Annotated in this window: 29 protein-coding genes; 16 read left to right on the top strand and 13 right to left on the bottom strand. The window is 39.2% G+C overall.

Annotated features, from left to right (window positions below; translation table 11 throughout):
- Window positions 1-349: 349 nt before the first annotated feature.
- From M1F17_RS18040 to M1F17_RS17980, 13 genes are all read right to left on the bottom strand, one after another.
- Window positions 350-1,216 carry a hypothetical protein gene (locus M1F17_RS18040; RefSeq protein WP_272670598.1) on the bottom strand — a complete coding sequence of 289 codons (867 nt, stop codon included), beginning with the start codon at window positions 1,214-1,216 and terminating at the stop codon, window positions 350-352.
- 6 nt (window positions 1,217-1,222) lie between these two features.
- Window positions 1,223-1,753 (bottom strand): fimbrial protein, encoded by a 531-nt coding sequence (locus tag M1F17_RS18035; RefSeq protein WP_112307642.1) that lies wholly within the window; start codon window positions 1,751-1,753, stop codon window positions 1,223-1,225.
- Window positions 1,754-1,771: 18 nt separating this feature from the next.
- Window positions 1,772-2,284 (bottom strand): fimbrial protein, encoded by a 513-nt coding sequence (locus M1F17_RS18030; protein ID WP_004259643.1) that lies wholly within the window; start codon window positions 2,282-2,284, stop codon window positions 1,772-1,774.
- Between the two features lie 2 nt (window positions 2,285-2,286).
- Window positions 2,287-2,784: a fimbrial protein gene (locus M1F17_RS18025; protein ID WP_036958077.1), complete on the bottom strand. Its 498-nt coding sequence runs from the start codon at window positions 2,782-2,784 to the stop codon at window positions 2,287-2,289.
- 10 nt (window positions 2,785-2,794) lie between these two features.
- A complete protein-coding gene (locus M1F17_RS18020) occupies window positions 2,795-3,331 on the bottom strand; it encodes a fimbrial protein (RefSeq protein ID WP_226617010.1) in 537 nt (178 codons plus the stop codon).
- A gap of 10 nt (window positions 3,332-3,341) precedes the next feature.
- The gene (locus M1F17_RS18015) at window positions 3,342-3,950 is read right to left on the bottom strand and encodes a fimbrial protein (protein ID WP_004259635.1); all 609 of its coding nucleotides are present in this window, start codon (window positions 3,948-3,950) and stop codon (window positions 3,342-3,344) included.
- Window positions 3,951-3,989: 39 nt separating this feature from the next.
- Complete coding sequence (locus M1F17_RS18010; protein ID WP_409418040.1) at window positions 3,990-4,763, bottom strand: fimbria/pilus periplasmic chaperone; 774 nt, start codon at window positions 4,761-4,763, stop codon at window positions 3,990-3,992.
- A gap of 73 nt (window positions 4,764-4,836) precedes the next feature.
- Entirely contained in the window at window positions 4,837-7,506 is a 2,670-nt protein-coding gene (locus M1F17_RS18005; RefSeq protein ID WP_318837097.1) for an outer membrane usher protein, read from the bottom strand.
- Window positions 7,507-7,598: 92 nt separating this feature from the next.
- Entirely contained in the window at window positions 7,599-8,135 is a 537-nt protein-coding gene (locus tag M1F17_RS18000) for a fimbrial protein (RefSeq protein WP_004259625.1), read from the bottom strand.
- Window positions 8,136-8,202: 67 nt separating this feature from the next.
- The gene (locus M1F17_RS17995) at window positions 8,203-8,739 is read right to left on the bottom strand and encodes a fimbrial protein (RefSeq protein ID WP_004259621.1); all 537 of its coding nucleotides are present in this window, start codon (window positions 8,737-8,739) and stop codon (window positions 8,203-8,205) included.
- A gap of 169 nt (window positions 8,740-8,908) precedes the next feature.
- Window positions 8,909-9,139, bottom strand: coding sequence for a helix-turn-helix domain-containing protein (locus tag M1F17_RS17990; protein WP_110591112.1), 231 nt, complete (start codon window positions 9,137-9,139; stop codon window positions 8,909-8,911).
- Between the two features lie 10 nt (window positions 9,140-9,149).
- A complete protein-coding gene (locus tag M1F17_RS17985) occupies window positions 9,150-9,464 on the bottom strand; it encodes a helix-turn-helix domain-containing protein (RefSeq protein ID WP_004259612.1) in 315 nt (104 codons plus the stop codon).
- Between the two features lie 419 nt (window positions 9,465-9,883).
- Complete coding sequence (locus M1F17_RS17980; RefSeq protein ID WP_014657972.1) at window positions 9,884-10,432, bottom strand: tyrosine-type DNA invertase; 549 nt, start codon at window positions 10,430-10,432, stop codon at window positions 9,884-9,886.
- A gap of 442 nt (window positions 10,433-10,874) precedes the next feature.
- On the opposite strand from M1F17_RS17980, the gene M1F17_RS17975 reads away from it, so the two are divergent.
- The 16 genes from M1F17_RS17975 to M1F17_RS17900 all read left to right on the top strand — a co-directional run bounded on the left by M1F17_RS17975 (window position 10,875) and on the right by M1F17_RS17900 (window position 26,341).
- Window positions 10,875-11,546 (top strand): heavy metal response regulator transcription factor, encoded by a 672-nt coding sequence (locus M1F17_RS17975; protein WP_004259607.1) that lies wholly within the window; start codon window positions 10,875-10,877, stop codon window positions 11,544-11,546.
- Window positions 11,543-12,907: a heavy metal sensor histidine kinase gene (locus M1F17_RS17970; protein ID WP_144140503.1), complete on the top strand. Its 1,365-nt coding sequence runs from the start codon at window positions 11,543-11,545 to the stop codon at window positions 12,905-12,907. The genes M1F17_RS17975 and M1F17_RS17970 overlap by 4 nt, the downstream gene beginning before the upstream one ends.
- Before the next feature lie 88 nt (window positions 12,908-12,995).
- Window positions 12,996-14,003: a protein-methionine-sulfoxide reductase catalytic subunit MsrP gene (msrP, locus tag M1F17_RS17965; protein WP_036958075.1), complete on the top strand. Its 1,008-nt coding sequence runs from the start codon at window positions 12,996-12,998 to the stop codon at window positions 14,001-14,003.
- Window positions 14,003-14,611: a sulfite oxidase heme-binding subunit YedZ gene (locus M1F17_RS17960; RefSeq protein ID WP_004259599.1), complete on the top strand. Its 609-nt coding sequence runs from the start codon at window positions 14,003-14,005 to the stop codon at window positions 14,609-14,611. The genes msrP and M1F17_RS17960 overlap by 1 nt, the downstream gene beginning before the upstream one ends.
- A gap of 680 nt (window positions 14,612-15,291) precedes the next feature.
- A complete protein-coding gene (locus M1F17_RS17955) occupies window positions 15,292-15,612 on the top strand; it encodes a helix-turn-helix domain-containing protein (RefSeq protein WP_004259596.1) in 321 nt (106 codons plus the stop codon).
- 187 nt (window positions 15,613-15,799) lie between these two features.
- The gene (locus M1F17_RS17950; RefSeq protein ID WP_004259591.1) at window positions 15,800-16,342 is read left to right on the top strand and encodes a fimbrial protein; all 543 of its coding nucleotides are present in this window, start codon (window positions 15,800-15,802) and stop codon (window positions 16,340-16,342) included.
- Window positions 16,343-16,425: 83 nt separating this feature from the next.
- Complete coding sequence (locus M1F17_RS17945) at window positions 16,426-16,965, top strand: fimbrial protein (protein ID WP_004259587.1); 540 nt, start codon at window positions 16,426-16,428, stop codon at window positions 16,963-16,965.
- Between the two features lie 74 nt (window positions 16,966-17,039).
- Window positions 17,040-19,517, top strand: coding sequence for a fimbria/pilus outer membrane usher protein (locus M1F17_RS17940; protein WP_144140505.1), 2,478 nt, complete (start codon window positions 17,040-17,042; stop codon window positions 19,515-19,517).
- Window positions 19,518-19,558: 41 nt separating this feature from the next.
- Entirely contained in the window at window positions 19,559-20,311 is a 753-nt protein-coding gene (locus tag M1F17_RS17935; RefSeq protein ID WP_004259578.1) for a molecular chaperone, read from the top strand.
- A gap of 10 nt (window positions 20,312-20,321) precedes the next feature.
- Complete coding sequence (locus M1F17_RS17930) at window positions 20,322-20,936, top strand: fimbrial protein (protein ID WP_004259573.1); 615 nt, start codon at window positions 20,322-20,324, stop codon at window positions 20,934-20,936.
- Between the two features lie 2 nt (window positions 20,937-20,938).
- Entirely contained in the window at window positions 20,939-22,060 is a 1,122-nt protein-coding gene (locus M1F17_RS17925; protein WP_094962365.1) for a fimbrial protein, read from the top strand.
- A gap of 8 nt (window positions 22,061-22,068) precedes the next feature.
- On the top strand, window positions 22,069-22,632 hold the full coding sequence (locus M1F17_RS17920; RefSeq protein WP_226617009.1) for a fimbrial protein: 564 nt from the start codon (window positions 22,069-22,071) through the stop codon (window positions 22,630-22,632).
- Window positions 22,633-22,643: 11 nt separating this feature from the next.
- Window positions 22,644-24,314 (top strand): O-antigen ligase family protein, encoded by a 1,671-nt coding sequence (locus M1F17_RS17915; protein WP_318837096.1) that lies wholly within the window; start codon window positions 22,644-22,646, stop codon window positions 24,312-24,314.
- 110 nt (window positions 24,315-24,424) lie between these two features.
- Window positions 24,425-24,622, top strand: coding sequence for a DUF4762 family protein (locus M1F17_RS17910; RefSeq protein WP_004259555.1), 198 nt, complete (start codon window positions 24,425-24,427; stop codon window positions 24,620-24,622).
- A 79-nt stretch (window positions 24,623-24,701) separates the two neighbouring features.
- Window positions 24,702-25,388, top strand: a complete 687-nt coding sequence (locus M1F17_RS17905; protein ID WP_318837095.1) for a DsbA family protein — start codon at window positions 24,702-24,704, stop codon at window positions 25,386-25,388.
- Window positions 25,385-26,341, top strand: coding sequence for an ABC transporter (locus M1F17_RS17900; RefSeq protein WP_036958073.1), 957 nt, complete (start codon window positions 25,385-25,387; stop codon window positions 26,339-26,341). Before M1F17_RS17905 ends, M1F17_RS17900 begins: the two co-directional genes overlap by 4 nt.
- The last annotated feature ends 3 nt before the right edge of the window (window positions 26,342-26,344 follow it).

Raw genomic sequence — 26,344 nt, 5'->3', positions numbered from 1 at the left:
TTTTATTACATTAGGGGGTACCGTCCGGTTCAGGCGAGTTTATATCGTTAGGACTTTTAATTCTAAACTCAAATTATATCATGTGGTTGCTGGTTTTTTCGCTAAATTTGCCAAATAGTTTAGCTTGCAGATATACCTTTGGTGAAGTGAGAGTGCCACATCGAGTACCAGCAATGCACTGGTTATTTACTTTGCGGTGCTAGTGGGTTTCAAGTTTTCTATCGGGTTAGAAATGTTATTGAAATGAAAAGGTTACAGCTTATTAATATTCATAAAAGCAGCGTATTCTATTTAAAAATACGCTGCTAAACTACCAAGTTAGTGAATTGGGTTCGAAGGCTTTGATTAACTAATTAAATGCAATAATGACGACTGCATTTCCTGTGTAATATCCAGGCGTTACCGTTCCTGATGCATGCAATTCAGAAGTGAATGTAAATGAATTCGCCGCATTGTTTCCAGAAATATTCATGTTCGCGCCATTCCAGCCATTTTGATTATTAATTAATGGATTTGAATAAAAGTTAGAAGTCGAATTTAAATATACATAACGCTCACCCGTGGTTGAGCGAGCAAATAAGTTGATATTTGTCGCCTGTGTACAAGTGATATTGCCAGAAACTGAGTTTGTTTTACCATTTAAACTCGTGTTACTGAGCGCCCCGTGATTAACAAAAGAAGGCAAAGAAATACTACATGTTTGATTTGTAGGTGGAATTTTACCACAAACGCTACCTGGCCATTGGATTGCATTCCTAACTCCCGGGGTTGGTTTATGGTTGACATAAAATAACCCAATACAAGTTGCATTTGGGCTATCAATGACAAACGATGCACGATAAGGAATTCCTTTTGCACTACGAAAAGCCGCTGCGACTTCTTCCGCTGTTCGATACTGGTTAATTCGAATGCAGTTACCATAATCTAAGCAAGAGCCACTCAACGACGGCGCACCAGATGCATACAGAACATCAGGGCCTACCCAGCATTCTGTTGACCCATAACAAGGGTTAGTGACACCACTTGCTTCACTCCAAGAAAGAATGTCCATCTCAACACGAGGCCAGGCTCCAGAGGTCATACTCACAGGCATTACATACGCAATCGCATTGGCTGGGCGAGAAGGAAGTAGAGACGCTAATGCGATGATTAATAATAAAATACTCAAACGGCTTGTATTTAACATTCCGTATATTTTTGCTTTTTTCGCATACATAATGATTTACTCATAATCTAATTTGAACGTGGCACTCGCAGCCCATGAACCGAGCACAATTGATTTATTTTGCAATGCAACTGGCTCAGCTCTCACATACGCTTGAAATCTTAGGTCATTATTATTTCCGGTATATAACCCTTGGGTATAACTGCCACTATTAATTTTGATTGCCGCACCGGAAATACTTTCAATACCAACAGCCACGCCAGTTGCTTGGCTTCCTGCATCTAATGCCAATAAACCAGGTAAAGCTGAACTTTCTGCGCCAATAAATGTGACTTTCACTTCATGGCCTAATGCTAAATCGCAATTGATTAAGCGAATGGTAAAAGGTTGGCTATTTGTTTGAGTATTTAGATACAGGTATTTATCCACTATCGTACCGAAATCTAATTCAATCGATTCGTCGCCTGGATAAACGTCACAAGCATCTTCAATTAGCGTGCCATCAAACTCCACATTTGCAGAAAAAGCCGCAGTGGCACCCAAAAACCATAAGCTAAAGGCAAAGCTCATATTACGTTTAATATTCATAGTTATGACTGCCGCCTCCTATTCAAAAATAATGGTTAACGTGCCTGATGCAGTAAAATTATCCCCTACAAGTTCGCTTCCTGAACGCATGACAGGAACGGCTGAAAGGGATGGTAATGAAGCCGCATTAATCAAAAAGGCTTCATTCAATGGTTGAGGTTGGCCATTTTTTTGAATTTGAATTCCTAATTTGCCATTATTCAACGGTGTCACCGTTCTTAATGTCGCATTATCAAATCCACTTCCTGCAGGTGTTCCCCCGAATATCAAGCTGATATCCCACGGTTGTGTCATATCGCCAACACAATTTAATTGAAAAGGAATAGATTGCTTGAAGGCGGTACCGTTGATTTTTCGTACACCCACTTTACCGAATGAAACTTTTATTGGGTCGTCATGGCTTAATTGGCAAACAGGAGGAATAATTAACGTGCCATCAAATGCCCAATTTGCTTGCGCTGAAGATATGGACATCACCATTATAAATCCTGCCATCCAATGCTTAATTTGATTGTTATTCCACATAATCATTCTCACTGATACTCAATTTTCAGTGTTGCCAGTGCTGTAAAAAATCCGCCATCGGTATTCGTAAAATTGGCATTACTGTTTTTTACTGGGGCAACCTCTAAGGTTGGCAGCGCTGTATATAACACATTGAAAGGCTGGTTAATAACTTGCTTAGCATTGTTCACATAAAAGGAAAGACCGAGTTTTGGGTTACTCGTTTTCAATGCGCCATTGCTATTAAATGATGTTCCATCGCCGACAAGCGTGAGCTTTATAGCGTTTTTCGCTAGATTTGTGCAACTGAGTCTCATCGGTACAGCACGCTTGTATTGAACTCCATCAATACGTGGAAGCAATATATCGCCAAAATGTATAGTTTCTTGTTGGTTGTTATTCAAAATGCACTCGGGCGGTGTCACCAATAATCGACCTTTTAGCTGGATACCAAGTGTTGCTGCTTGGCTTTGGCTAAACAGGCTAAGCATCATGCAGACCGAGAGAAGATAACGGAATAATTTCATTGATATCATCCTATTGGTAATCCAATACCATCGTGAGATTGCCCGTAAAATCCCCACCTGATGTTAAGTTTACCCCTGTAGGTTTAACGGGGACGGCATACAAAGCAGGCGAATTCCCATAATTAAAATTGAGTGTTGCGCCATTGCTGAGTCGGGTTCCATCACGGTAAATGGCAATACCTAAATTCGGGAGATTGGTCGTCACGGATGACTCACCATTAATTTGCCTATCAGTCCATCTCAGCGTCATCTTTAATGTATTCTTATATAAGCCATTACATATCAAGTTGTAATTGATAGGTGAGCGCCCATAAGCACCGTCAATCTTTGCCTGATGTATATCGCCAAAATCTACAGAAGTCGTTGTTGCACCGCCAAGGGTACATTCCGGCTCACCGTATACCGTCACACGAATTTGGATATTAGTGCTGAGATTCGCAGCGATAGCTTTGTAAGAAAAGCTGAGTGAAATCAGAGCACCAAAGAGAATTACCCCAACTAGGACAATCGCTTTAAAGCATATCGTAAGAAAATAAGCTCCTCTCATCTCCATGCCCCTATTCATAACTTACCTGGAATCTAATTAACGCCTGATAAGCTCCAGCATTTAGTTGAGCAGAGGTACGTACTGGCGTTACATAGTAAGTTAATTGGTTTTGCCCAGGTGAAACCAATTGTGGTGTACTGTACTCACCTAAGTTAATTGGTGAACGCGCTGCATCACTTAATTGCAGGCCAATCCCCTGAACACCGATAACAGCTGCCAAGCGCGGGTCTTGAGTATCTATAGGAGCCAAAAAGCGGATCTTCATTGAAGGCATTTGTTGGCTCCACAAAAGATTCCCCTGTGCAGTACGGCTGCGGCTTTCACCACTTAGACAATCTTCTAAACGCAGTTCAATCGCAACAGGGTTACCTGTTTGCCCGACATGCTGAAGCTGTCCGGTTCCCACAGTACCTAAATTAATAGTTTGATATGCTGATGACATTGCTAAACGACAAGCACTTTCCGTCAAGGCCCCATGGACATATAGCGTGCCATGTGAACCATCTACATCCCAGCTATCAACTTTATTTAGGGCTGTTCCCATCGCCATGCTACTGAATAAATTCAGCGCTAAACTTCCTAAGCCCACATAACGGAGCATCCTGCTTGTGTTTGCCATGATATTCTCCTGCTATCTCATCGCGCATTTCAGATCAGTCTATTTTTTTTCAGGTACCACATGGCAGCTATTTCCCTGACATGTAAACGACAGTGTTGGGCGACCACCATAATCATTGATATAGGTCAGCACAGGTTTATTACCTAATGCGTCTGCACTGACGTTCAGTGCTTTGCTGCTTTTGGGTGCAACCATTACGGGCTCAAACCCTGCGACTGTCTGCCCATTTTTGTTGGGGACAGCATCGACAAAAGAAACGTAATAGGCAGTTGGGTTATTAATCGTATACTGGTTACCCTGACGCGTAAGAGTCACTTTTTCCTGCCATGGATTATCCATTTGTTCACGTGTTGGAATGATTGATTTTGGTCGATAAAACAATTTAATACGTGTCTGTAATGCCAGTTGCAGCGTATTGGGTTTATCACTTTTCGGTGGAATCTCACGCAAATTAAAGTAATACACCGATTCTCTGTCTTGCGGCAGAGAAGCGGCACTTGGCAGAGCTTGGATTTTGATTTGGCTTTTTGCCCCCGGCTCAACACGCTGTACCGGTGGCAATACCGTAAATGGGTCGCTTATTTTTTCACCTTTCTCATTTTCCACCCAACCTTGAGCGAGATAAGGTAATTGTTTGTTTTCGTTGCTGATGTTTAAACTGATCGATTTTTCGTCTCCCGTAATAATCGCTCGAGTTCTGTCTAAGGCAACTGCCGCTTGAGCAGAAGATAGCGTTGTTGAAATCAACACAACACCAGCCAATGCGAATACTGCTTTATGGGCGTTTTTTTTGTTCATCAATTTGTTTTTCATCATGTTATTCATCATATTGTTATCTTCTATGGTTAAGGAGCACTCATCGCTCTTTGCGTACCACTCATTTTTATTATTTTTGTAACCAGCGGCTTGACTCCTTTGGCGCTGTTCTTTCAACAACAGGCACAACGAGTTCTGATGCTCTCGGCATTGCTTCTAATGCACGACTCGCTGATTGTGTTTTTATGGTCGCTGGCGATGTGGCTTTTGCTCCCGGTTTGTGGCACGGTAATAACCAGCTTGCCTGTAAATATTCATCTTCTGGCAAGGTACCAGGGAGTGTGATTTCACACTGCACTTGGTCATCCCAACGAACTTGCAAGGTATCTTTTGCGTTTAAACCAGTGAGATAGGTATTTCCATCATCACCCACCATACCGACTTGCTGACCACGACCGTTTAAGACAATTGCCCCGAAAGGTGGTGTACTATTGTCCGACAGCCTTAACAACGCCATCGCACTGTTTCCTGCGACAACATCAAATTGACGGTAGCCAATTGCCCCTTCCGTTAAAGTGCCTTGCTTTATAGATTGAGACACTTGCGCTTCATCTGGTAATGCATTCAAATCAACGCTAATTTGGTTACGGTAATAGCTATTCACGTCACTAATAACGGCTTGTCCAAAGCGGTTAGTGCGCACAATCGAGCCGTAACCACGTAATGGGATATTAGGTACTCCATCGGTATCAACAAATATGCGAGTACCGCCAATTTGGCTACCACGATGCAGTACGGCACCTTTCTCCGTTGCGGTGAAACCACCTTGTAAAGAGAACCCCGCAGATCGATAACGGTCTTGTTGGTATGTTGCGTTCGCGTTGAGCTGTGCTAAGTCTCCCTGATGAGTGTAATAGCCGCTCACAAGTGCACCTGAACGTGCCCATCCGGTACTTAACTGATAGTTATTTCTTTCATCGATGGTGCTGTAGTAACTCACGCGCTGTGAGTTATCATTTTTATCCCAGCTACTGTTATAACTAATGGAACTTTTTTCACCCCAAGGCACTGTGAGTGATGCGTATACGCCATCATCATTGTTTTCACGATAACGATTTCGATATGCCGTCAAGTTGAGGCTAAGATTCTTCCATTTCCCAATATCAAAATAGCGAGCTAACGAAATACTATAGCGGTCGTTATCCGGTTGATCCCAATAGGTTTGATGGTAATAATTGATGAATGCACTTAGCCCTAACTCTGAAAATTGTTGGTTATAAGAGATGGTATACATTTCTTTGCTGTTGTATTGGCGTGCACCTGTTTCCTGCGCATCCAAATACTCAGACATACTCATAAAACCTTGCTCAGAGAATCGATATCCTGCAAATGTCACTTGGCTGTTATAAGTATCAAAACGTTTAGAGTAACTTAAACGATACGAGCTCCCGCGATACGTTTTATTGCCAATATCACCTAAGTTGGTTAAATGTGCCCGAGCATGAGTAATATCGAATGACAATGCGCCGAATACCATTAAGTCACGACCAATCCCTATAGCCGCGGATGCATAGTTTTCTGCACCAATTCCACCACCATACAGTGACCAGCCGTTGTTAACCCCCCAAGAGAATTCGCCACTTGCAAAGGTATCGCCACTAACATGATGGCGCCAATTTGTTGGGCGCCCTGCGGCTAATTTGTAACGCAGTTGCCCCGGGCGTGTTAAATACGGAACACTTGCAGTATTTACAGTGAAAGTCTGTGTTGAGCCGTCTTGTTCTTTAACTTCAACATCGATTTGCCCAGCTAATGCATCATTTAGGTCTTGGATACGGAATGGGCCCGCAGCGACTTGAGTTTGATAAATAATGCGTCCTTGTTGGCTCACGATGACGGTTGCATTACTTTTTGCTACCCCAGTAATTTCTGGTGCGTATCCACGTAGATTAGGTGGTAGCATATTGGTATCGGTAATCAGGCTAAGCCCTGTAAATCTGAAACTATCAAAAATATCAGAGGTTAAATAATCTTCACCTAAGGTGAGTTTTGCGCCTAAGGATTTGATTGCTCGGTAGACATAATAACGAGTCCAATCTAGTGATGTGGTCGTGCTTTGCCCTTGCTGCTTATCAATACGCATTTGCCAGTCAGCACGAACACGCCAAGCACCCAAGTTAACGCCAGCAACCCCATTACCGCTGGTACTGTAGTTGGTTTGTTGTCCTGAGCGGGTTTGTTGTCCCACTTGTGCATTTAAGTTGTAATCAAACAATGCGCCGGGTAATCCTTCTTCCCAGCGTGCAGGAGGATCCCAATTCTCAGCGGTATATTCGAGGTAGGCTTGCGGCAAACTAATATACATAGCCGAAGTTGCAAGGTCGGCTTTAACTTCAGTTCCGGGTAAACTTTCAAGCGATAAACATTGTCCTTCGTGCCACCACTTTAACGTCGACATCAATTCAGGTTTGATACCGAATTTTTCAACTAAAGCAGGGCTCAGGCAAGGGAGGCTTTCATTCGACTCACCTTCAGGTGCATAGTAAAAGACAGTTTCTTCCGGCATGCTTTGCTTGTTTAAGAAAACCGTAAAACTGTATTCACCAGGCATGAGATAGCCTGGACGCGCAAATTGGCTTAGATCAATGTTGTTACGATCATTGACGTCTAGCATATCCATATTAAATTTAATATCGGATGCGTGACCACCAAAGCTAATAGCCAACGCGACTAAAAGCCCTAATCTGCAAGGCCGAGTTATCTGTAACACAGGCGTGTGAATGAAATTCAGGGTCATCATCTCGACCTTCTTTTGCGTTCTTTTATCCGTAATGTCATTTCGCTCACGAAGCTCATCCTACAAAGGGGAGTTTCATTTATAAGAGGAACCGACTATTCATAATCCAGTTTGAAACGTAATTGACTGTAGTATTGGCCTGATGCCAATGGGCGGTTATTCGCCACCAACCGTAGCCGATAGGTGAGATCTTTTGTTCCAGCTGTTAGGGAGCTCACTGACATTCCTTGGCCAGGTATGGCAATTTCACCATCTCCCTCACGTTGAATTTGTAATCCAACACCTTGAGCTTGTCCGTTCACACCAAATAACCCCCTGTCATGGGAGCCATCGAATGTTACGCGAAAGTATTGCCAATTCGGTTTGTCAGGATTTTGGCGTTCAAGAACACAATTCACTAATCGGATAACAAAAGGGCGAGCAGGTCCTTGCCCATCACGGCGAATTTGAGTCAGCGCAATACTTCCCATATCAATAGTTTGATCACGGCTGCCGACATCAATTGCACATGCTGTTTCAATAATGCTTCCATTCATACTCACTGAGCCTTGAGCATATGCAGTTGATACCGCAGTCAACGTGCCTATACTTAAGATCAATGAAAACACTCCACTGGTTATCGAATTATTCATTGCTCCCTCTCTTACACCCAATTCAGTCGGAATGAGCCAACAAATTAATTTGTTGGCTCAAGATGAATTACTCGTAAGACAGAGTGAAATCCGCTACTGAGCTAAAGTCACCGGCAGTGATAGTGTCGATATCGCCACCATTACCTTTTAAGTAAGCAGCGAAATTCAGTGTGTTGTTACCATTTTGAATTTGTTGGAATGGTGCTGCTGTTCCTAAAGTCACCACATTGCCGCTACCATTAGTGATCTGAACACCAGCGCCTGCGCCAGTACCAACAATACCCAGTGTTTTATTGGTATTGTCGAAAGATGCAGCAGCACCACTAAAGGTTAATTGAACACCTTTAGTCAGTTTAGTGATATCACAGTTCTCTAAAGTGATTTCGAATGGACGTGGAGTTGATTTACCGCCATCAACTAATGCCATGTTAGAAATTTGACCTAATTCAACTGTTTGGTCGATTGAGCTAGGAGAGATTGAGCATGGAGCATCGATAATAGCGCCTTTGAACGTTACTTTACCGTGGCCTTGATCTGCTGCGTTTGCTGCAGAAGCTAATCCCAGAGCCATAAAAGTTGCCATTGCAATAGATTTCATTTTCATGAATATAAAGTCCTATGTTTATTGTTAAGTAAAGAATGAGTGTCAGTTTTCATTGCTCATTGCAGACACTCTATTTGCAATGAACTGGAAAAAAGCAAAGCACTAGTATTTGATTTAAAAAATCAAATACTAAAAATGAAATTGAATTGTTAATAATTAAAAAATATATTTAGTCTTCTATTAAAAAAACTTGAATTGGTACTTTAAATAACTCAGATAATTGAGATAAAAAATCAATGTTAATATGGTTAACTCCTGATTCATAACGGGAAATTTGCTGCTGGCTTACGCCAATATATCTCCCTAGTTCCTCAGCAGTTAATTTCATTTCTTTTCTGTGTTTTTTTATTTTTTTTCCTACAATAATATTAAATGTTGGTTTTATTATATTTTCTGACATAAGGTTAAACCTATTTCATAAATTGACTAGATCCAGAAAACCATCCTTCAGCTTTAAAATAACATTCCATATTATGGATATAATTTACTGAGTTATTTTGAAATCCAACACCATCTAATAAACAATTAATATCAATATCAAGCGAGTTCGCAATTTGCTTAATCTGCTCTAGGTGTAGTCGAATAACTCCGCGCTCAATACGTGAAACATGTTGCTGAGAGCATAAAAGTAAATCAGCTAACTCAGAGCCACTTAATCCTTTTGCTCGGCGGGCTTTATATATATTACCCCCGACAATTTCTTTAGGAGATAAGTTAGATTGCATAAAATCTTCCTCACGAAACTGAATGATTTACTAATTTAACTGTTGTCAAAATGCACCAAATTGACAATAGTTGTATATTGTTAGTTAAATATTTCATTAATGAATGAATAATTTTAATTTTGTATTTTATTTTTAAAATTATTAGTTAATTATTCCAAATAAAGCATTTCAGAATATTACAATGTGTAAGTTTGAAGTGGCATGGAGAGTTTGAATGTGTGAAAAAATTAATAAATTCAATGATCTTCTAATAATGGAATGTACTTATTTTTAGTAATGTATACATAGCGTTATTTACACGCTACGTATTTGACGTGTATTTTCATTTAACTTAAGATGCACCTAATTCATTACGTTTGTCAATTTGGTGCATTTTGACAACTCTTTTAGCGCCTTTATCCCACCATATAGCACCTTTCTTACCACACTCCCCGAAATCTTGCAGGGTTACTTGCTGTGTATCGTACGGTATGTTGTATATTCGTATGCCCCAAATAATCCTGAATTAAACGCGTATCGGCACCTCTATCCGCTAATGCATAACCACATGCATGTCGTAACATGTGGGGATGAATACCTAGGGTCAGCTCAGCTAGCTCGCCAAGTCGTGAAAAAAGTTGATAAAAGCGCTGGCGAGTCATGGCAGTCCCTCTTTCAGATAAGAATAACCACTGGCTTTCTTTCCCTTTCCATGTATTTCTAATTTTTAGCCAAGCTTTAATGAGTGGGATCTCTTCATCAATCAGTGGGTGATTAACTGAAAAACCATTCTTTAAACGGTGTACATAAAGTTCATTACTTTCTAAGTTAAGATCAGATAATTTTAGCGATAGGGCTTCGCTTGCCCTTAGACCATGTATAAAGCACATATAAATTAAGCAAGAATTACGTTCGGGATGTCGCGACAAATGACAAGCAGCTAAAAGTCGAGATATTTCCTGTTGAGTTAAATACTTACGAGTGGACATGAACGTTTCCCTATTTAGTCAAAAAAGGTCAATCATATCTAAATTAATCGACCTAACACATTAATTTTTTTAGATAAATATAATGCCTTTATTCTATGAGTGAAATAAAAAATTATTTATTATCCGCCAAGTCGGTAATTGAAGACTAATTAACTAAAGTTTTATATTTGGTTAATCAATTTTTATTCTGTGTTATAAATGCGAGGGAAAAGGGATTATTTGCCTACGAAACAATACTTACTCGTCGATGAAAGCAGCTAATTTCCATTTTTCGTGCCGGCCCACTCACCATTCTACGAGTTGCTTTTAATGGCCCCATGTTGTTTTTTCCCGCTGTCTTTCTCCGAGTATTTTATGGTTAAATTCCTACCCGTTTCTTTAAAGGGAAAATTTCTTTAAGATGAAATGGAGTTAAGTCAAATAAAGTCACTATTAGGTTCCTATGAGAATACTATTAATTGAAGATCACCTAAAAACCCAAGTGTGGGTCAAAAATGGGTTAGAAGAAGCGGGTTTTCTCGTTGATGTGACTAATGATGGTCGCGATGGTCTCTATTTTGCCTTAGAAAACAGTTATCAATTGGTGATCCTCGATATCATGCTGCCTGGTATGAATGGCTGGGAAATTTTAAAAATCTTACGCACAGCTAAAAACATACCGGTGATTTGCCTCACTGCGCGGGATGCCGTTGATGACAGAATTAAAGGTTTAGAGCTTGGTGCCAATGACTATCTCGTTAAGCCGTTTTCGTTTTCTGAATTATTAGCCAGGGTTAAAAACCAATTAAAAATTAACCAGCCAGCCTCAACCACCATAACTATTGCGGATTTAAAAATCGACTTAACTCGCCACGATGTTGAGCGTGCTGGAAAGAAAATCACCTTAACTCGGCAAGAGTTTTCCTTATTGCTGTTTTTCGTTCTACATTGCGATGAAATTTTACCTAGAACCTTAATTGCTAGCGAAGTTTGGGGCATCGATTTTGAAAGTGACACGAATATTATTGATGTGGCTATCCGTCGATTGAGAAAAAAAATCGATGATGAATTTGACGTTAAACTCATCGAAACCATTCGAGGGATGGGATACCGTTTAAATAGGCCAATAGAATGAAAAAGAAATCACTTCGATTCAAACTTATTTCTCTGTTTATCATTCTTATGGTTACTAATGCTGGAGTGGTGACATGGATTTTGTATCATTCACTCAAAAATGAACTATCTCAACAAGATAATAATTTACTGGTTAACCGTGCGGAGCAGCTTGCCAAACTCATCGCTGGTGGCATTGATATCAAAACACTTCCCATGTATTTCCAAAGCATGATGGATATGCGCCAAGACTTGATCCAAATCTCTGATGCAGCAGGGCAAATATTGGTCACAACCAATCGCGAGTTATTGGGCTCCCAACCTCTTCAGTTAGTCAATCTTGAGCAGCTAAACATCAATGCCATTAACCATTGGCAAACTGCTCAAGGCATCCCTATTTCTGCGGTCTATTTTTCGATGAATTCTCCAATAGGGTCGCTCCATGTGGTGCTTGGTAAAGTTTCTGTCGACCGTAGTGGCGTGTTGGCTCAATATCTTACCCAAAGTGTGGTGATTTCTGTCCTCTCAATTTTGCTGATGGGGCTACTTAGCTTATGGCTGTTGAAAAAAGGGTTATCCGACATTCAAGCATTGAGCCAGATAACGGTCAAAACAGACGTTCATGCATTAAATGATCCAATCGATATTGATCAGCTACCACAAGAGCTAAAAGAGCTGGGCGAATCAATGAATACGATGCGCCAGCGGTTAAAGCATGATTTTGTCAAACTTACTCAATTTGCTGATGACTTGGCGCATGAGTTGAGAACCCCAATTAATGCGATTCGGGTACAAAATGAAATTACACTTCAGCGCTCGCGCAGTGTTAGCGAATATGAAGGGATGATAGTCAGTAATATTGAAGAGCTCGATAAACTGTCACAAATGATCCAAAGTACTTTGTTTATTGCCCGTGCGGAAAATAAAAATATTACCTTAAATCGAGAAAAACTTTCCTTATATACGTTAGTTAACGATGTTTACGAACTCTTTTCTGCCTATGCAGAAGAAAAACAGATTGAGCTGTATTGTGAGCCCTCATCCCTGACTCTGGATGCTGACCCAGTATTACTCAGCCGAGTTTTAGTGAATATTGTCTCCAACGCGATTAAATATTCTCACTCAGGCACTCGCGTCGTTACCCAAATTATTGCGCTGCCGCAACAGCGAGAAATTAAAATTACTAACCAAGGTGAACCTCTACAAAATAGTGATGAAATTTTCACCCGTTTTTGGCGCGGGGATAATGCTCGAACGACAGAGGGAACAGGACTCGGGTTAGCGATTGTGAAAGCGATAGTCGGATTACATGGCGGATCAGCGAGTTTTGAACACCATGCAGGAACCAGTACCATTACCCTGAAATTTCCTACAATTAAGTAAGATGACAAATTTGTCATCTTACTGTCAGCCACTTTTGTCGTACTTTCGGTATAACTAATTTCATATCCTTTTTGCTATGGAGCGCATGATGAAAAAGTTACCTAAAATTCCCGCATCTCAAATCACGGATGAAACCCTCTTTTTTATGAAACGCCGTCAGCTACTTAAGGCTTTAGGCATTGGAGCTGCAGGTTTAACCGTTGCGACGACGGCTAATGCAGGGCTGTTTTCTTGGTTCAATGACGATACGCCAACACCTCCGATGACGCCAAGAAAACCTCTGACATTTATTCAACCTGAAGAGTTTCAGCCATCTTTAACCCTCACCCCTGAAGATAAAGTGATTGGTTATAATAATTTTTATGAATTTGGGCTCGGTAAATCCGATCCTGCCGAGAATGCCCATACTTTAGTCACGGATGAGTGGACGGTGACAATAGATGGCGAAGTGAATCGTCCCCTGACGCTTAATTTAGATGACATAAACACTAAGTTTCCCTTAGAGGAGCGCATCTATCGCATGCGCTGTGTTGAGGCTTGGTCGATGGTCATTCCATGGGTTGGCTTTCCTTTAGCGAAATTATTGGCTTTAGTCGAACCCACTAGCAAAGCTAAATATGTGGCTTTTGAAACACGCTACGCACCAGAACAAATGCCAGGACAAAAAAGTCGTTATATTGGTGGTGGTTTATCGTACCCCTATGTTGAAGGGCTACGCTTAGACGAAGCTATGAATCCACTGACTTTGCTGGCGACCGGCGTTTATGGAAAAACATTACCCAACCAAAACGGAGCACCGATCCGGTTGGTCGTACCATGGAAATATGGCTTTAAAGGGATTAAATCTATCGTTAAAATTCGCCTTACTGAGCAAATGCCTGACACGACATGGAATTTATCAGCGCCGAGCGAATATGGCTTTTTTGCCAATGTGAATCCAGATGTAAGCCATCCTCGTTGGTCACAAGCCACCGAGCGTTTTATTGGTGCTGGGGGCTTAGGCCAAGTGACCCGCCAGCCAACATTGTTGTTTAATGGATATGGCGAACAAGTGGCAAGTTTGTATCAAGGAATGGATTTGCGGAGATATTATTGATGCCCCAAGACAATAAGTTCATTGTTGGATTAACCAAAGGGAGCTTTCATCTTATTGCTTTGCTCCCTTTGGTATGGCTGATTTTTTTAGTCGATACCCAACGGCTTGGAGCCGACCCTGCCAAAGATATCCAACATTTTACAGGAATAGCTGCTTTACGTTTGCTTGTTATTATTGTACTGATCCCACTGGTTGCGAAATTATTGCGATTTACTGCCTTGTTTCAGACGCGAAAATTACTGGGGTTATGGTGTTTTTTCTGGGCTGTGCTGCATTTAAGTAGTTATCTATTACTGGAAATTGGCATAAATAATTTGGTGCTATTTTTCGAAGAGATTTTTTCGCGGCTCTATTTAGTGATTGGCGCGATAGCTTGGTTGTGTTTATTGTTGATGGCAGTCAGTTCATTCAACCGTATACGTCTTTATTTGGGCATATGGTGGAAAAGAATTCATATGCTGCTTTACCCTACGCTCATATTGGCGCTTTGCCACTATACTTTGTCATTAAAAACCTTAACGCCTGAACCATTTATCTATTTAGCCATCGTGGGAAGTGCGTTTACTTATCGCATGCGGAGCCAGCAAACACAACGAATAAAATCTTAATAAAGGTTTACGTTCTTTAATTGTATTCCTACCTGATATTATCTAATGCCAGTACTGAAGTTTCTCAGTATTAGGCATTCACTTTATCAAAGCACAAAATTACATGTGTGAAATATAATCTCTTAATACTCATTATTAGTGTAATAAATCCCCTGATTTTTAGACTGTGTTGGAATTTATTGGGTGCTAGTGATGATTTCTGTGGTATATAATTTCGATTATAAATTTTACGGTAATTTATAATTAATTTGTTGGTGTTTATAAATAACAAGGTTAAGATAAATCTTAAAAAAATCTCATATAATTTACAAACACAAAATCTGAGTAAATCTACTTTTTTAAGTTGTATTTCGTGGTTGAAATTTAACCATAAAATACATCTCATTAGTAAAAAATATGTTTTAATATTTTTAAGTGTATCAAAATGTAATTTTTTGGGTGGTAAGCTTTGGTTTTTAATCTATAACATACTGTTATTTATATTATTAATTTAAGTGTGATTTTTTTTTGTTACATTTCTCCTATATTAATAGAGCGATAAATGTTTTTAATAGTAATCAATTTGCTCTATCGATTATACAAAATAAATAATCAGACATATAATAATCAAAAATTTTAGGACGGTATCTATGGTTCAGATTGGTGCCTATAATTAATTTTTAATATAAAGGTTAAATTAAATGACTTATTTTTCTAATGAGATAAATAAAGAAATAGGGCAGTATCTGAGAGGAATTAGAAAAGAGCGAAACTTAACAGGGGAAGAGTTGGCAAAAAGATTGAATATTAGTCAACAGCAGATATCTCGATATGAAACGGGAAAAACAAAACTGACATTTGAAATGATGGACACAATCCTTTTGATATTCAATAAGTCATGGAGAGACCTTTTTAATCATGTAATAGATAGATACGATAATGAAAGATTACAATGTATTATAAAAAATGAAAATAATTATTTTGCTATCTTAGATAAAGACACTAAAAAAATGTGGCGTTAATTCAGTTAATAAAAATCTAACCTATTTTACAAAGTGTAATCAGTAAATATAACTTGTATATATGATAACTTTATTAAAAATAATCATTAATTTAATTAAAAATAATGATTATTTTTATCTAAAGTTGTTATTAACAACTATTTGGCGAAACATACATTATACGAGTATTATACAGGATTAAATAATCATGAAATTGAATAAATTTGTAATGGGTGCTGTATTTGCATCAGGCTTTGCTTCGTTCGCAGCAATGGCTGCTTATACTGGTACACCTACTAACGGTACTATCGAATTTTCAGGTGAATTAGTGAATTCTGCTTGTGGTTTAAGTGAAGAATCAAGTCCTGTAAAAGTAAACTTTTATCAGATCCCTGTTTCTAATTTAAAAAATGGTGAGCGTGCAGGTAATATCAAGAAAGATATCGTTCTGCAAGGGTGTGATACTACCGTTGCACAAACTGCAACTGTAACTTATACACCATCAACTATTAACCCTAATGATAATACATTAGCGGCGTTCACTTCAGGTACTGCAAGTGGTGCTGGTATCGGTTTAAGAGACAATGGAAATAAAGATGTTGTTTGGGGACAAGCTTCTACAGCAGTTAATTTAACTGATGGTAAAACTGCAATTCCATTCGTTGCTTATTTAAAATCTGATAATGCATCTAATGCAGTAACTCCAGGTAGCTTTGATTCAACCATCAATTTTAAAATTGATTACCAATAATTTGTAATTGATTTTATACCAAGATGCGGAGTGTTAAATACTCCGCATTAATAAAATCTACCAATAACTAAATGGTATTATCCATGACTATTCGGGTTGCAAAAATAGCACTAGGCTCTAGTTTGCTATGGCCTCTATTAAGTTGGGGAATGACCGCCAATAACACCCCCGGTGATATTGTAATGCAAGGTGAATTAATAGAAGCCTCATGTACGATTGATCCTGAAAGCCGAGAACTTTGGGTTAATTTTGGTGAAATCAGTGCCCGAGAGATCACTCCTGAAGTCAATATGCTGGTGAGTAAGAATTTTGCTATAAAGCTCGTTGGATGTACGTTGCCTTCTAATGATAAAGGTAGTGCATCACGCGCGCAAATAACCATGATGGGAACATCTGTTAATGATGATCAACTTTTACAAGTAAGCGGCGATTCAGAGGGGTTTGGAATTCAGTTTAGAGACTCTCACGGCGAAATACTTAAACTTAATAGAAAAATGCCGGATTACACATTATTAGAAGGGCGCAATAGATTAGATTTTACTGCAATTTTAGTTGCTTATCAAAAGCATATTAAGGCAGGTGATTTCGCTGGAGTTCTAAGGTTTAGAATGGATTATTTCTAAAGCTAATAATAATTACATATAAAAGAGAATTGAGCTAAATCTCTAGCCTAATGAGTGAATACTGAGTAACTAAAATGATTATTTTAAATGGAAATATAAATAATATAAAAAAACTATTTGCAATATATATTGCAGTACTTTGCTATTCACCAAATATGTCTGCAAATGATCTTGTTGAGTTTAATGTTGACGTATTAGATGTTGGTGACCGTAACAATATTGATTTAACTCGATTCTCTAAAGATAATTTCGTATTTCCTGGGACATATTTATTAGATCTCTATATTAATGGACAATCATTGTCTCAGCAGAAGGTCACTTATATTACCGATCCTCACGATAGTGAAAAATCATTAGTTTGTTTTACCCCTAAGCAAATTGAAATGTTAGCGCTCAAAGAAGATGCGTTAAAAAAAATCCAAGCCATATCCCCTGAATGTTCAAATATTTTACCTATTTCAGGCGTTAAAATTAATAATCATGAAGGCAAACTGGATATCACTATTCCACAGGCATGGATGAAATATTCCGATCCTAGTTGGGTGCCGCCTGAGCGTTGGGATTCTGGGGTTTCAGGCCTTATATTTGATTATAACCTGACCGGGTCAGTTTCTCGTTCTTTGACGACACATACAAATAAACACTCATTATCAGCATATGGCCAAACGGGATTTAACTTGGGGGCATGGCGTTTTAGAGCTGATTATCAAGCTAATTATAACGAGCGTGGCGATAGAAAATTCGATTGGAACCAGTTTTATGCATATCGTCCTCTGATCCACATGGCGGCTAAGCTGACACTGGGTGAAATTTATCTAAGTTCTCAGGTTTTTGACACGATTCGCTTCACTGGTTTTAACCTTGCCAGTGATGAACGTATGTTACCGCCGAATCTACGAGGATATGCACCACAGATTAATGGTATCGCGAAAAGCAATTCAAAAATTGTTGTGACTCAAGCTGGGCGTGTCGTTTATGAAACGACGGTACCTGCGGGGCCATTCAGTATTCAAGATTTGCAAAGCTCAATCCGTGGAACCTTGGATGTCAAAGTTGAAGGTGATGACGGCGAGGTATCGACTTTTCAAGTTGATACGGCAAATATCCCTTATTTAACTCGCCCGGGTTATGTGCGTTACAACGCTTCGGTCGGTAAGCCATCTCGATTTAATCACAAGCCTGAGGGGCCAATGTTTGCCACGGGAGATTTCTCTTGGGGGCTGAGCAATAACTGGTCACTCATTGGCGGCCTACTTTTTGCGGGTAGGGATTACACTGCAATATCTGCTGGGTTAGGGCGCGATTTATCTATATTTGGTGCACTTTCTGCAGATATCACACAATCCATTAGCCGAATGCCGGGTGATAACACACAAACGGGTTCTTCTTATCGTCTGAGTTATTCAAAGTCATTTGATGAACTTAACAGTACGATTACTTTTGCGGGTTACCGCTTCTCGCAGGATAAGTTTAGAACGCTGTCGCAATATTTAGATGAGCGTGAAAACAAATATCTGGGTATTGGCCGTCAAAAAGAGATGTATACCGTTACAGGGAATAAAACTTTTTGGGCGGATGATCCTGATTGGAGAACGACAGTATTCTTAACTTATACCCATCAGACCTTTTGGGACCAAACATCTCAAGATAGATATGGCTTATCCGTGGGGCGAACATTTCGTCTAATGGGCATCAATGGTGTCTCAACCAATATTGCGGCTTACCGTTCTGACTATCGAGGTCGACGTGACGATAGCATTTCACTTTCGATTTCAGTGCCTGTTGGTGATAGCCGTTGGGCTGGATACGACTTGCAAAATAGTGGTAGTAAGACCAGCCATATGCTGTCTTACAGTGATAACAGGGATACGAATAATTTATGGCGAGTTAGAGCCGGCCGAAGCAGCGATGATCGCGTCCGGTTTGATGGATATTATCAAAAACGGACGCAACTTGCTGAAGTTAATACCAATGTGAGCTATCAAGAAAGACAAACGGCATCGATCAACGGGACATTGCGCGGTGGCTTCACTGCTACTAAGCATGGTGCTGCATTGCATAACAGCACCGGTACAACGGATACAGCAAGAATTATGGTCGATACCAACGGTGTTGGTGGCGTGCCGTTTAACCATGAAAAAACGCGAACTAACTGGGCTGGTATCTCTGTTGTGCCTGATATTGTCAGCTATTACAGCTTCGACACACGTATTGATGTCGATAAGTTAAAAAATAACGTTGATACCAATAAGGCGATCGCAACCTCGACATTAACAGAAGGGGCAATCGGTTATCAGCGATTTGATGTTGCACAAGGTGAAAAGCTCATTGCCACCATTCGTTATAACGATACGGTACCTCCGTTTGGTGCTGATGTGACAAACGCGGATGGAATTAACATTGCCATGTTAATGGAAAATGGGTTGGCGTACTTGATGGCAGTAAATCCTAAAGAAACGTTAACAGTATCTTGGGGTGGAAAAGCGCAATGTAAAATTCAACTGCCTGAAAAAATAAATTCGGGCATGTCAGTTTTGCTGCCTTGCCAATAATGTAATGACAGTTTGAAAAAGTATTCTATAAGGTAGAGAAAATGGCGATTCGTATAAATAAATGGGTAGGTGGTTTGCTAGTTATGATGGTTGGCGTAGGGCAATCATATGCAGGTATTTCACTGGATAGAACGCGACTGATTATTACAGGCGATGAAAATTCTGCGAGTGCTAATTTATCAAACACCAGCTCAAGTATTCCTTTTCTTGCTCAGTCATGGGTTGAAGATGCCAATGGAAAAAAAATTACATCGCCATTAGTTGTATTGCCACCATTACAGCGCATTAATGGGGGGCAAAAAGGGGTTGCTCGTGTTTCAAAAACAGCCGAGATAGATAAGTTACCTCAAGATCGTGAAAGTCTATTTTATTTAAATGTGCGCGAAGTTCCGCCAAAACCCGATAAACCGAATGTTTTACAGTTAGCGATGCAATCGCGTATTAAATTATTTTATCGGCCGACAGCCATTATTCCTAAATCTAGAAGTGCGGTTTGGCAAGACCAAGTCATATTTTATAAACAGGGAAATAACTGGCGTGCTGAAAACCCAACACCTTATTTTGTAACCATTATTAGCCTTAATAATAAACCAGTGGCAGAAGGTGGAAAAAAACTAACCGATTTCCCAGGGGTGATGATTGCCCCTAAATCGCATCTCGATATTAAGGTCAATAGTTCAGGCGAGAGTTTCACCATGATGTATGTGAATGATTATGGTGGTCATCCAGAACTTAAATACAGTTGTAGCGGAAATACGTGTAAAGCGTTACCACCAGAGCAACAGATTCGCTAGGAGTATTGATATGAACATTAGGTGCTTAGGGATCGTGTTATTGGGATTAGGAAGTTTCTCCGCAGTTGCAGAAATTGCGGATGAAAAGCTGTCTCGCCAAACATTGCTAGACGTACATAGTACTGTGCATTTGACAGGAAGCGTTTATGCATCACCTTGTGTTCTTGAATTAGAAACACAAGAGCAGTATGTCGATTTAGGTGACATCAATGCCAGAGAATTTCACCGCATTGGCGATAGAAGTACTCCTGTTGCATTTAATATTCGGCTCAAAGATTGCCAACGCGGGGCATCCAAGTCATTTGTGAATGCTGCTGGAGAGGCAACTCAAAATGCTCAGCGTTATTACTTGACGGGAGAAAGCGCAGTTTCATTGAGTATTGCGGGAGATACGGATTTTTTTAACCCTGATCTTGTGCGAGTTACAGGCGATGTTCGAGGCGCAGGATTACGTATTTCCAGTAAAGATCATCAAAACTTAATGGTCAATCAGCCAACAAGTTCATGGGTGATCAAACCTGGTGATAACAACATTACACTTAATGCCTCATTGGAATCTACAGCACAGTCTGTTTCAGCGGGAACTTTTAGCGGATTAGTTAGGCTAAAACTGGAGTATTTATAACCATGTTTGTATCCAACAACAAAAAACTAAAAGATATGACTATTGTGGCCGGTCTATTCACAATAGGGTTAATGCCGTTATCTGCTTTAGGCTTTCCTCACGGCTCCGCTATACCTGATGGGGGGACTTACACATTCGAAGCGACAATGAATAATCAGCTACTGGTCAATGAGAAAGATGCTGAAACAGTATTCAATTTTGATGTGGGTAACTGGCCTTTTTTCGATATTTACTGCCAAAGTTATATGAAGCCAGGAGGTCCTGGAAATTCAGATCCTGATTCAGGAATGACATTTGATTTAATGTCAACCATTCCTACATCAATGCAAAACCCAGGGTACCTGAACCTTAATGAATATTTTGATGTAAAAGTTGAAATTCAAATAGGGGGAAGGGTTGGTCAGAAAGTTACTGTCCCAGTGAAGGATATGTGGAATGGGGGATCTGACCCAATAGAGTGTACACCACCGAGTGTTAATAGCCGTGACTATGGCGTCGAGCTACGGACAGGGTCGAGTGGGACAATCACGTTTAGGCTGAAAAAACCGATTATTAATGGCATTACCATCAACCAAGCTGAGCTGGTACAGGTTTTTGCCAAAAAAGGCAGCCCAGCGAATGGCAGTACAGCTTATGCGCCAATCCCTTCAACTCGGGTTGTTTTAGGAGCAGGGATCATCACGGTTGCTGATGAGTGTACGATTAATGAAGGTAACCCAATTAATATTGATTTTCTTGATGTAGCAAATACGAGTGAACAGTTAAATGGAATTAATTATGCTCAGCCCTTTAAGATCCCAGTTAAATGTACCGGTGGAAGTTTTACGACAGGTGATTTAAATATCAAGCTGTCACTCTTACCGGGGGCGTCAGGCAGTGCGGATTTTAACCCTGATTATTTCGGTACGTTAAAAAACGGTGTGAAACGCACAAATCTTGGCATTGTGGTGACTGATAATGTGGCGGGTACATTGGTAAAACCGAATCAAGCATACCAAGTGCCTGACTTTATTAATAACCAAGGTACCTGGAACTTAACGGCTGCGCCAATAGCTGCGCCTGGTAGTAGTGTGGAAGAAGGTGAATTTACAAGTACCGGGACAATCCTTGCTGAATTCCAATGAGGCCGATCATGCGAAATAATAATCAGATAAAGCGTACAAAATATTTATTGTCGATTGGCTTATATTTATTAGTCTCGGGGCCGATGAGTGCGAGTGTGATCCCAACTAATATGGGAAGCTATTCATTCAGAGGCATGGTTATTGCTACGCCATGTCAGATAGCGCCGGGAAGTGAGAAGGTCCCTGTTGATTTTCAACAAATTTCGGTTAAAGACCTTTATAAAGAAGGTAAGTCGAAACCTTTAATTTTCTCAATCCATTTAACGAATTGTAATACGACCATATTTAAATCGGTGACAGTGACTTTTAATGGAATTGAAAATAAGAATCTTCCTGACCATCTTGCGATTAGTGACCAAAGTGAAGCTAGCGGAATCGGTATTGGGTTATTAAACTTAAATGAAACACCCATAGAATTGAATACGCCATCATTAGCACAAAATCTGGCAACAAATAATACGGAAATTCAATTTAAGGCTTATGTCGAGGCTGAGCCTGAAGCGAGAATTAACCAAACGATTACCTATGGGAATTTTTATAGTACTGCGTACTATACATTAAATTATCAATAACGAATGAAAACATGATGTTTGCAATCAAAATTAAAGATAATAAAAAAGAACGTTATCCATGGGTTCTTTTAAGTTTTGTCGTTATATTTTTTGGCATTATATTGCATATTTATCTGCCGAATATGGGCGGAACAGGTTTGTCATTACCATTCAATATAATTAGTGGTTTTTTTATTGCTTTTTTTATTGTAGTGGTTAGTATTACACAAATTAAAAATTCAAGCTTATATTACTCTAAGTCGAGTAATTATATTACGATTGGATTGGTCTTATTATTAGGCTTGTGTTTTTTTGCGCCTAAAGATTACCAGTTTAATGCATACTTGACAGCATATTGGTTATTGGGCGCGTTATTTCTTTATCAAGCTTTACTGCAAATAAATATTTCAGAAACTGTATTGAAAATAATTGTTTGCAGTATATTATTTTCTGCTATTATTGAGAGCCTATTTTCAATAGCACAAATTTTTAATTTTTTTCCGATATCAGGGGATAGGCCATATGGCGTATTCCAACAAGTTAATGTTCTTTCTAGTTTTATTTGTGTTGGCATTGCCAGTGCAATAGGTATGTTTATTTTAATGAGAACTGTCACATGGTATGCGTCAGCCATTATTATTGTGAGTCTCGTTTTAATGAGCGTGGTATTGCCATTGTCTCAATCATTAACTGGATATTTAAATTTATTATTAATTGTTATTGTTTTTTATTTTTTTGCAAAGTATCATCGTAAATATATTTTTTATTCTTTAATATCGATTGTTATCGGTCTTATTATTGGCTATGGAATAAAAATTGGTTTTAATATTTCTGACTTTTCTGAAAGTAAATTACAGACATCGCACATTAGATGGGGGTTATGGCAGCATAGTTTATATTTATTTAGTGAAAATATTTTATTTGGTACGGGTGTTGGTAGTTTTGAATCTGTATTTTTAGAGCGCTTTGGTGGTGGGTTACTTGGAACCAGTGAAAGGGTCATATCACATCCACATAATGAGATATTACGTTGGATGGTTGAAGGTGGGGTAGTTGGCATTGCTGCGATATTGTTAGTTATTATTGGTAGTGGGTATCTACTTTATTCTTCATTAAAAAATAAAAATAATAATTATGTTTTTTTAGTTATTGCGTTACCAATTGTTTTTCATATGATGACAGAGTTTCCATTGTGGCTATCAATACCTCATGGGGTGGTATTGATACTACTAATACGTTGTGCCGATATTCCAACTAAAAAATATCATTTAAATAAAATTGTAGGGTATTGTTCGAAAACAATTATTGCGTTAGGTGGTTTGTTATCCATGGGGTTGCTGTATTTTACTTTGCAAACGCAGCAATATTTAACGTATATCGAAAAAACAGGGCAACAGTTTCTTCTTTCTATGAATGAGCCCGATTATAGCGAGTGGAAATATTACTTAATCAATGATCGTTATAAATTGGATCTCAATATGGGGTATTTGTTACGCTATAACGAGACACAGAACCCCTATTACTTGAATTTATTTTCGTCTTGGGCAGAAAGCTATTCTCGTTCTTGCCCAGATATTAATGTTTATTTTTCTTGGATTCTTGTTTTAAATGAATTAGGTGAGAAAGAGAAAGCAAAAAGCGTCAAAGGAAAAGCGATTTTTTTATTTGATAATAATGAGAAATTAGAAGGATTGAATTTTTAATTATTCACGTGGTAATTCGTGTGTTAATTAAAAATCTAAAGGATTTATTGGTGTTAATTATCAATAAATAGGGCGTTTTATTAATTAAAATCTATATTAAAGGAAATAACATGAAAAAGTTAAATGCTATCGAAGCTGCTGCTGTAGTTGGTGGAACAAAACAAGTTTGTACTGATTCTTACGAGAGCATCACTGTTGGTGGTGTTAAATCTTGCCAATTAGTAACGACTTGTACTGATAAGCACGGTAACAAAACATACAAAGCGAAAGCTGTTGGTGCATCAAACTGTGATGTAACAGCTCCATAGTATTAAATTTAATTTTTATTAATTGATACATGGGGAGTTATCCCCATGTATTTTTCGTACCTGAATGGAATTAACTGTTATGAATACTCGTTTTAAACCAATAACTATCACACTTTATACTCTATTTGTTATTATTGCTTCTTCACTCATGACGGTTTTGTTCTATCATATTTTTGTTTTTAATACTTTCTCAAATGATGATGCACAAGGCTCTTCTTTTATTGAATTTAATAGTGAACAAGTTCTGTTGAGTCCAATAAAAGAAAATAATAGCATCATAGAAGTCCTTTCTTATGGTTGCCATTATTGTGCAGTAAATCATGACAATGTCAGCCAATTCGAAAAAACACTCCCTGAGAATGTCAACTTTAAAGTCGTTCATTTAGCCATGGATAATAATATGGGACTGGCTGCCTATGCGCCTATTTTTGCGACATTGGAAGAGATGGGGGGGGAATCTCAATTACGTCAGGATCTTTATACTGCCGTTATCAACGATAAGCTTGATTTAGCTAATAAAGATGTCTTAAACCAATGGTTAAAACGGCATAATATTGATTCAACCCAATACCTAAACACCAGTGAAAGCCAAGCCGTTCAAGAACGTCTAAAAAATATGCTTGAAATTAGCAAATTTTATCAAATTACTGGAACACCTGCCTTTATTATCAATAAACGCTATGTTGTTTACCAAGACCGTGATTTTGCAGACTTTACTGCCTATATGCTTGAGTTATTAGATAAAAGTAATAAGGAGTTACGGTGATCCGGTTTTTCATTGTCTGGACGGTATTTACAGCGAAAAACTGTTTGATGCCGTTTAAAAAAGGATATCAAAAACTCAATCATAGTGGACTTGCCTTTTTACGGTTGTTATTGCGCCGAGGCTATATCACATCGGTATTATTTGTTTCTAATTTATTATGTCGTGTAGGTTTATTAGGTCGTCAATATCGTAATCGGAATAAAGTCGCCACGGAAAACTTTCGTAGTTTAATGGAAACGAAAGGGCATATTAATATGGGCTGGATAGCCGTTCGACGCTTCATTTTGGAAGAGGCAGCCACATGGGGACAAAACCAAAAAATCATGGCGCAAGTTCGAGTTTGTACACTTGAACTTGATAGCGTCGTTGCGCCCTTACACCAACAAAATAAACCCGTTGTACTTGCTCCGTTGCATATGGTTTCTGATGTTTTAGCCACCATGGTTGGGGCGGGGGTGACTCCTGGGAATGCAACGGTGGTGGTTTCGTCGAGCGCAGAGCAGCAAAAGTATAACGCTTCGGCACGTGAGTTAGGCCAGGTGAATTTATCTTATTGTTCTATTCATCAGGGAAATAAAGTATTAGCTAGCCAATTAATGACTGCGATGACAGAAACGGCGGCAGGGCAAAAAAATATGATTGTTTTCCCTGATATTACCCCTGATTACACGGTTCAAACAGAGGAAGGGGCGTCGAGCAAATTATCGTGCCACTTATTTAACCGTGCAGCAAAGCTACACAATGGTGTTGTGCGTTTGTCCAGTGCGATTTCGGCACAGGTAGTTTTTTATCATCTGTACTACCAAAATGGTTTACAAATCAAGGTTTATCCGCCTGTTGCAGCAAAAGATGTTGCAACTCAAATGCCAGCCATCATTGAAAATGCGGTTCGTCATTATCCCAATGATTGGCTTTTATGGCATAGCCATTCACTTTATTTTATTAGCCATTAAATA

Origin of the sequence: Providencia sp. PROV073 (assembly GCF_033688125.1) — a bacterium.
GTDB lineage: Bacteria > Pseudomonadota > Gammaproteobacteria > Enterobacterales > Enterobacteriaceae > Providencia > Providencia hangzhouensis.
Note: the sequence above shows the minus strand (reverse complement) of the source record. Positions and strands in the feature narration are given on the sequence as shown.

What these genes read in the sequence shown, in the direction of transcription:
- M1F17_RS18040 (WP_272670598.1), bottom strand. Translation starts at nt 1,216, where the DNA reads ATGTATGCGAAAAAAGCAAAAATATACGGAATGTTAAATACAAGCCGT.
- M1F17_RS18035 (WP_112307642.1), bottom strand. Translation starts at nt 1,753, where the DNA reads ATGAATATTAAACGTAATATGAGCTTTGCCTTTAGCTTATGGTTTTTG.
- M1F17_RS18030 (WP_004259643.1), bottom strand. Translation starts at nt 2,284, where the DNA reads ATGATTATGTGGAATAACAATCAAATTAAGCATTGGATGGCAGGATTT.
- M1F17_RS18025 (WP_036958077.1), bottom strand. Translation starts at nt 2,784, where the DNA reads ATGAAATTATTCCGTTATCTTCTCTCGGTCTGCATGATGCTTAGCCTG.
- M1F17_RS18020 (WP_226617010.1), bottom strand. Translation starts at nt 3,331, where the DNA reads ATGAGAGGAGCTTATTTTCTTACGATATGCTTTAAAGCGATTGTCCTA.
- M1F17_RS18015 (WP_004259635.1), bottom strand. Translation starts at nt 3,950, where the DNA reads ATGGCAAACACAAGCAGGATGCTCCGTTATGTGGGCTTAGGAAGTTTA.
- M1F17_RS18010 (WP_409418040.1), bottom strand. Translation starts at nt 4,763, where the DNA reads ATGAAAAACAAATTGATGAACAAAAAAAACGCCCATAAAGCAGTATTC.
- M1F17_RS18005 (WP_318837097.1), bottom strand. Translation starts at nt 7,506, where the DNA reads ATGATGACCCTGAATTTCATTCACACGCCTGTGTTACAGATAACTCGG.
- M1F17_RS18000 (WP_004259625.1), bottom strand. Translation starts at nt 8,135, where the DNA reads ATGAATAATTCGATAACCAGTGGAGTGTTTTCATTGATCTTAAGTATA.
- M1F17_RS17995 (WP_004259621.1), bottom strand. Translation starts at nt 8,739, where the DNA reads ATGAAAATGAAATCTATTGCAATGGCAACTTTTATGGCTCTGGGATTA.
- M1F17_RS17990 (WP_110591112.1), bottom strand. Translation starts at nt 9,139, where the DNA reads ATGTCAGAAAATATAATAAAACCAACATTTAATATTATTGTAGGAAAA.
- M1F17_RS17985 (WP_004259612.1), bottom strand. Translation starts at nt 9,464, where the DNA reads ATGCAATCTAACTTATCTCCTAAAGAAATTGTCGGGGGTAATATATAT.
- M1F17_RS17980 (WP_014657972.1), bottom strand. Translation starts at nt 10,432, where the DNA reads ATGTCCACTCGTAAGTATTTAACTCAACAGGAAATATCTCGACTTTTA.
- M1F17_RS17975 (WP_004259607.1), top strand. Translation starts at nt 10,875, where the DNA reads ATGAGAATACTATTAATTGAAGATCACCTAAAAACCCAAGTGTGGGTC.
- M1F17_RS17970 (WP_144140503.1), top strand. Translation starts at nt 11,543, where the DNA reads ATGAAAAAGAAATCACTTCGATTCAAACTTATTTCTCTGTTTATCATT.
- msrP (WP_036958075.1), top strand. Translation starts at nt 12,996, where the DNA reads ATGAAAAAGTTACCTAAAATTCCCGCATCTCAAATCACGGATGAAACC.
- M1F17_RS17960 (WP_004259599.1), top strand. Translation starts at nt 14,003, where the DNA reads ATGCCCCAAGACAATAAGTTCATTGTTGGATTAACCAAAGGGAGCTTT.
- M1F17_RS17955 (WP_004259596.1), top strand. Translation starts at nt 15,292, where the DNA reads ATGACTTATTTTTCTAATGAGATAAATAAAGAAATAGGGCAGTATCTG.
- M1F17_RS17950 (WP_004259591.1), top strand. Translation starts at nt 15,800, where the DNA reads ATGAAATTGAATAAATTTGTAATGGGTGCTGTATTTGCATCAGGCTTT.
- M1F17_RS17945 (WP_004259587.1), top strand. Translation starts at nt 16,426, where the DNA reads ATGACTATTCGGGTTGCAAAAATAGCACTAGGCTCTAGTTTGCTATGG.
- M1F17_RS17940 (WP_144140505.1), top strand. Translation starts at nt 17,040, where the DNA reads ATGATTATTTTAAATGGAAATATAAATAATATAAAAAAACTATTTGCA.
- M1F17_RS17935 (WP_004259578.1), top strand. Translation starts at nt 19,559, where the DNA reads ATGGCGATTCGTATAAATAAATGGGTAGGTGGTTTGCTAGTTATGATG.
- M1F17_RS17930 (WP_004259573.1), top strand. Translation starts at nt 20,322, where the DNA reads ATGAACATTAGGTGCTTAGGGATCGTGTTATTGGGATTAGGAAGTTTC.
- M1F17_RS17925 (WP_094962365.1), top strand. Translation starts at nt 20,939, where the DNA reads ATGTTTGTATCCAACAACAAAAAACTAAAAGATATGACTATTGTGGCC.
- M1F17_RS17920 (WP_226617009.1), top strand. Translation starts at nt 22,069, where the DNA reads ATGCGAAATAATAATCAGATAAAGCGTACAAAATATTTATTGTCGATT.
- M1F17_RS17915 (WP_318837096.1), top strand. Translation starts at nt 22,644, where the DNA reads ATGATGTTTGCAATCAAAATTAAAGATAATAAAAAAGAACGTTATCCA.
- M1F17_RS17910 (WP_004259555.1), top strand. Translation starts at nt 24,425, where the DNA reads ATGAAAAAGTTAAATGCTATCGAAGCTGCTGCTGTAGTTGGTGGAACA.
- M1F17_RS17905 (WP_318837095.1), top strand. Translation starts at nt 24,702, where the DNA reads ATGAATACTCGTTTTAAACCAATAACTATCACACTTTATACTCTATTT.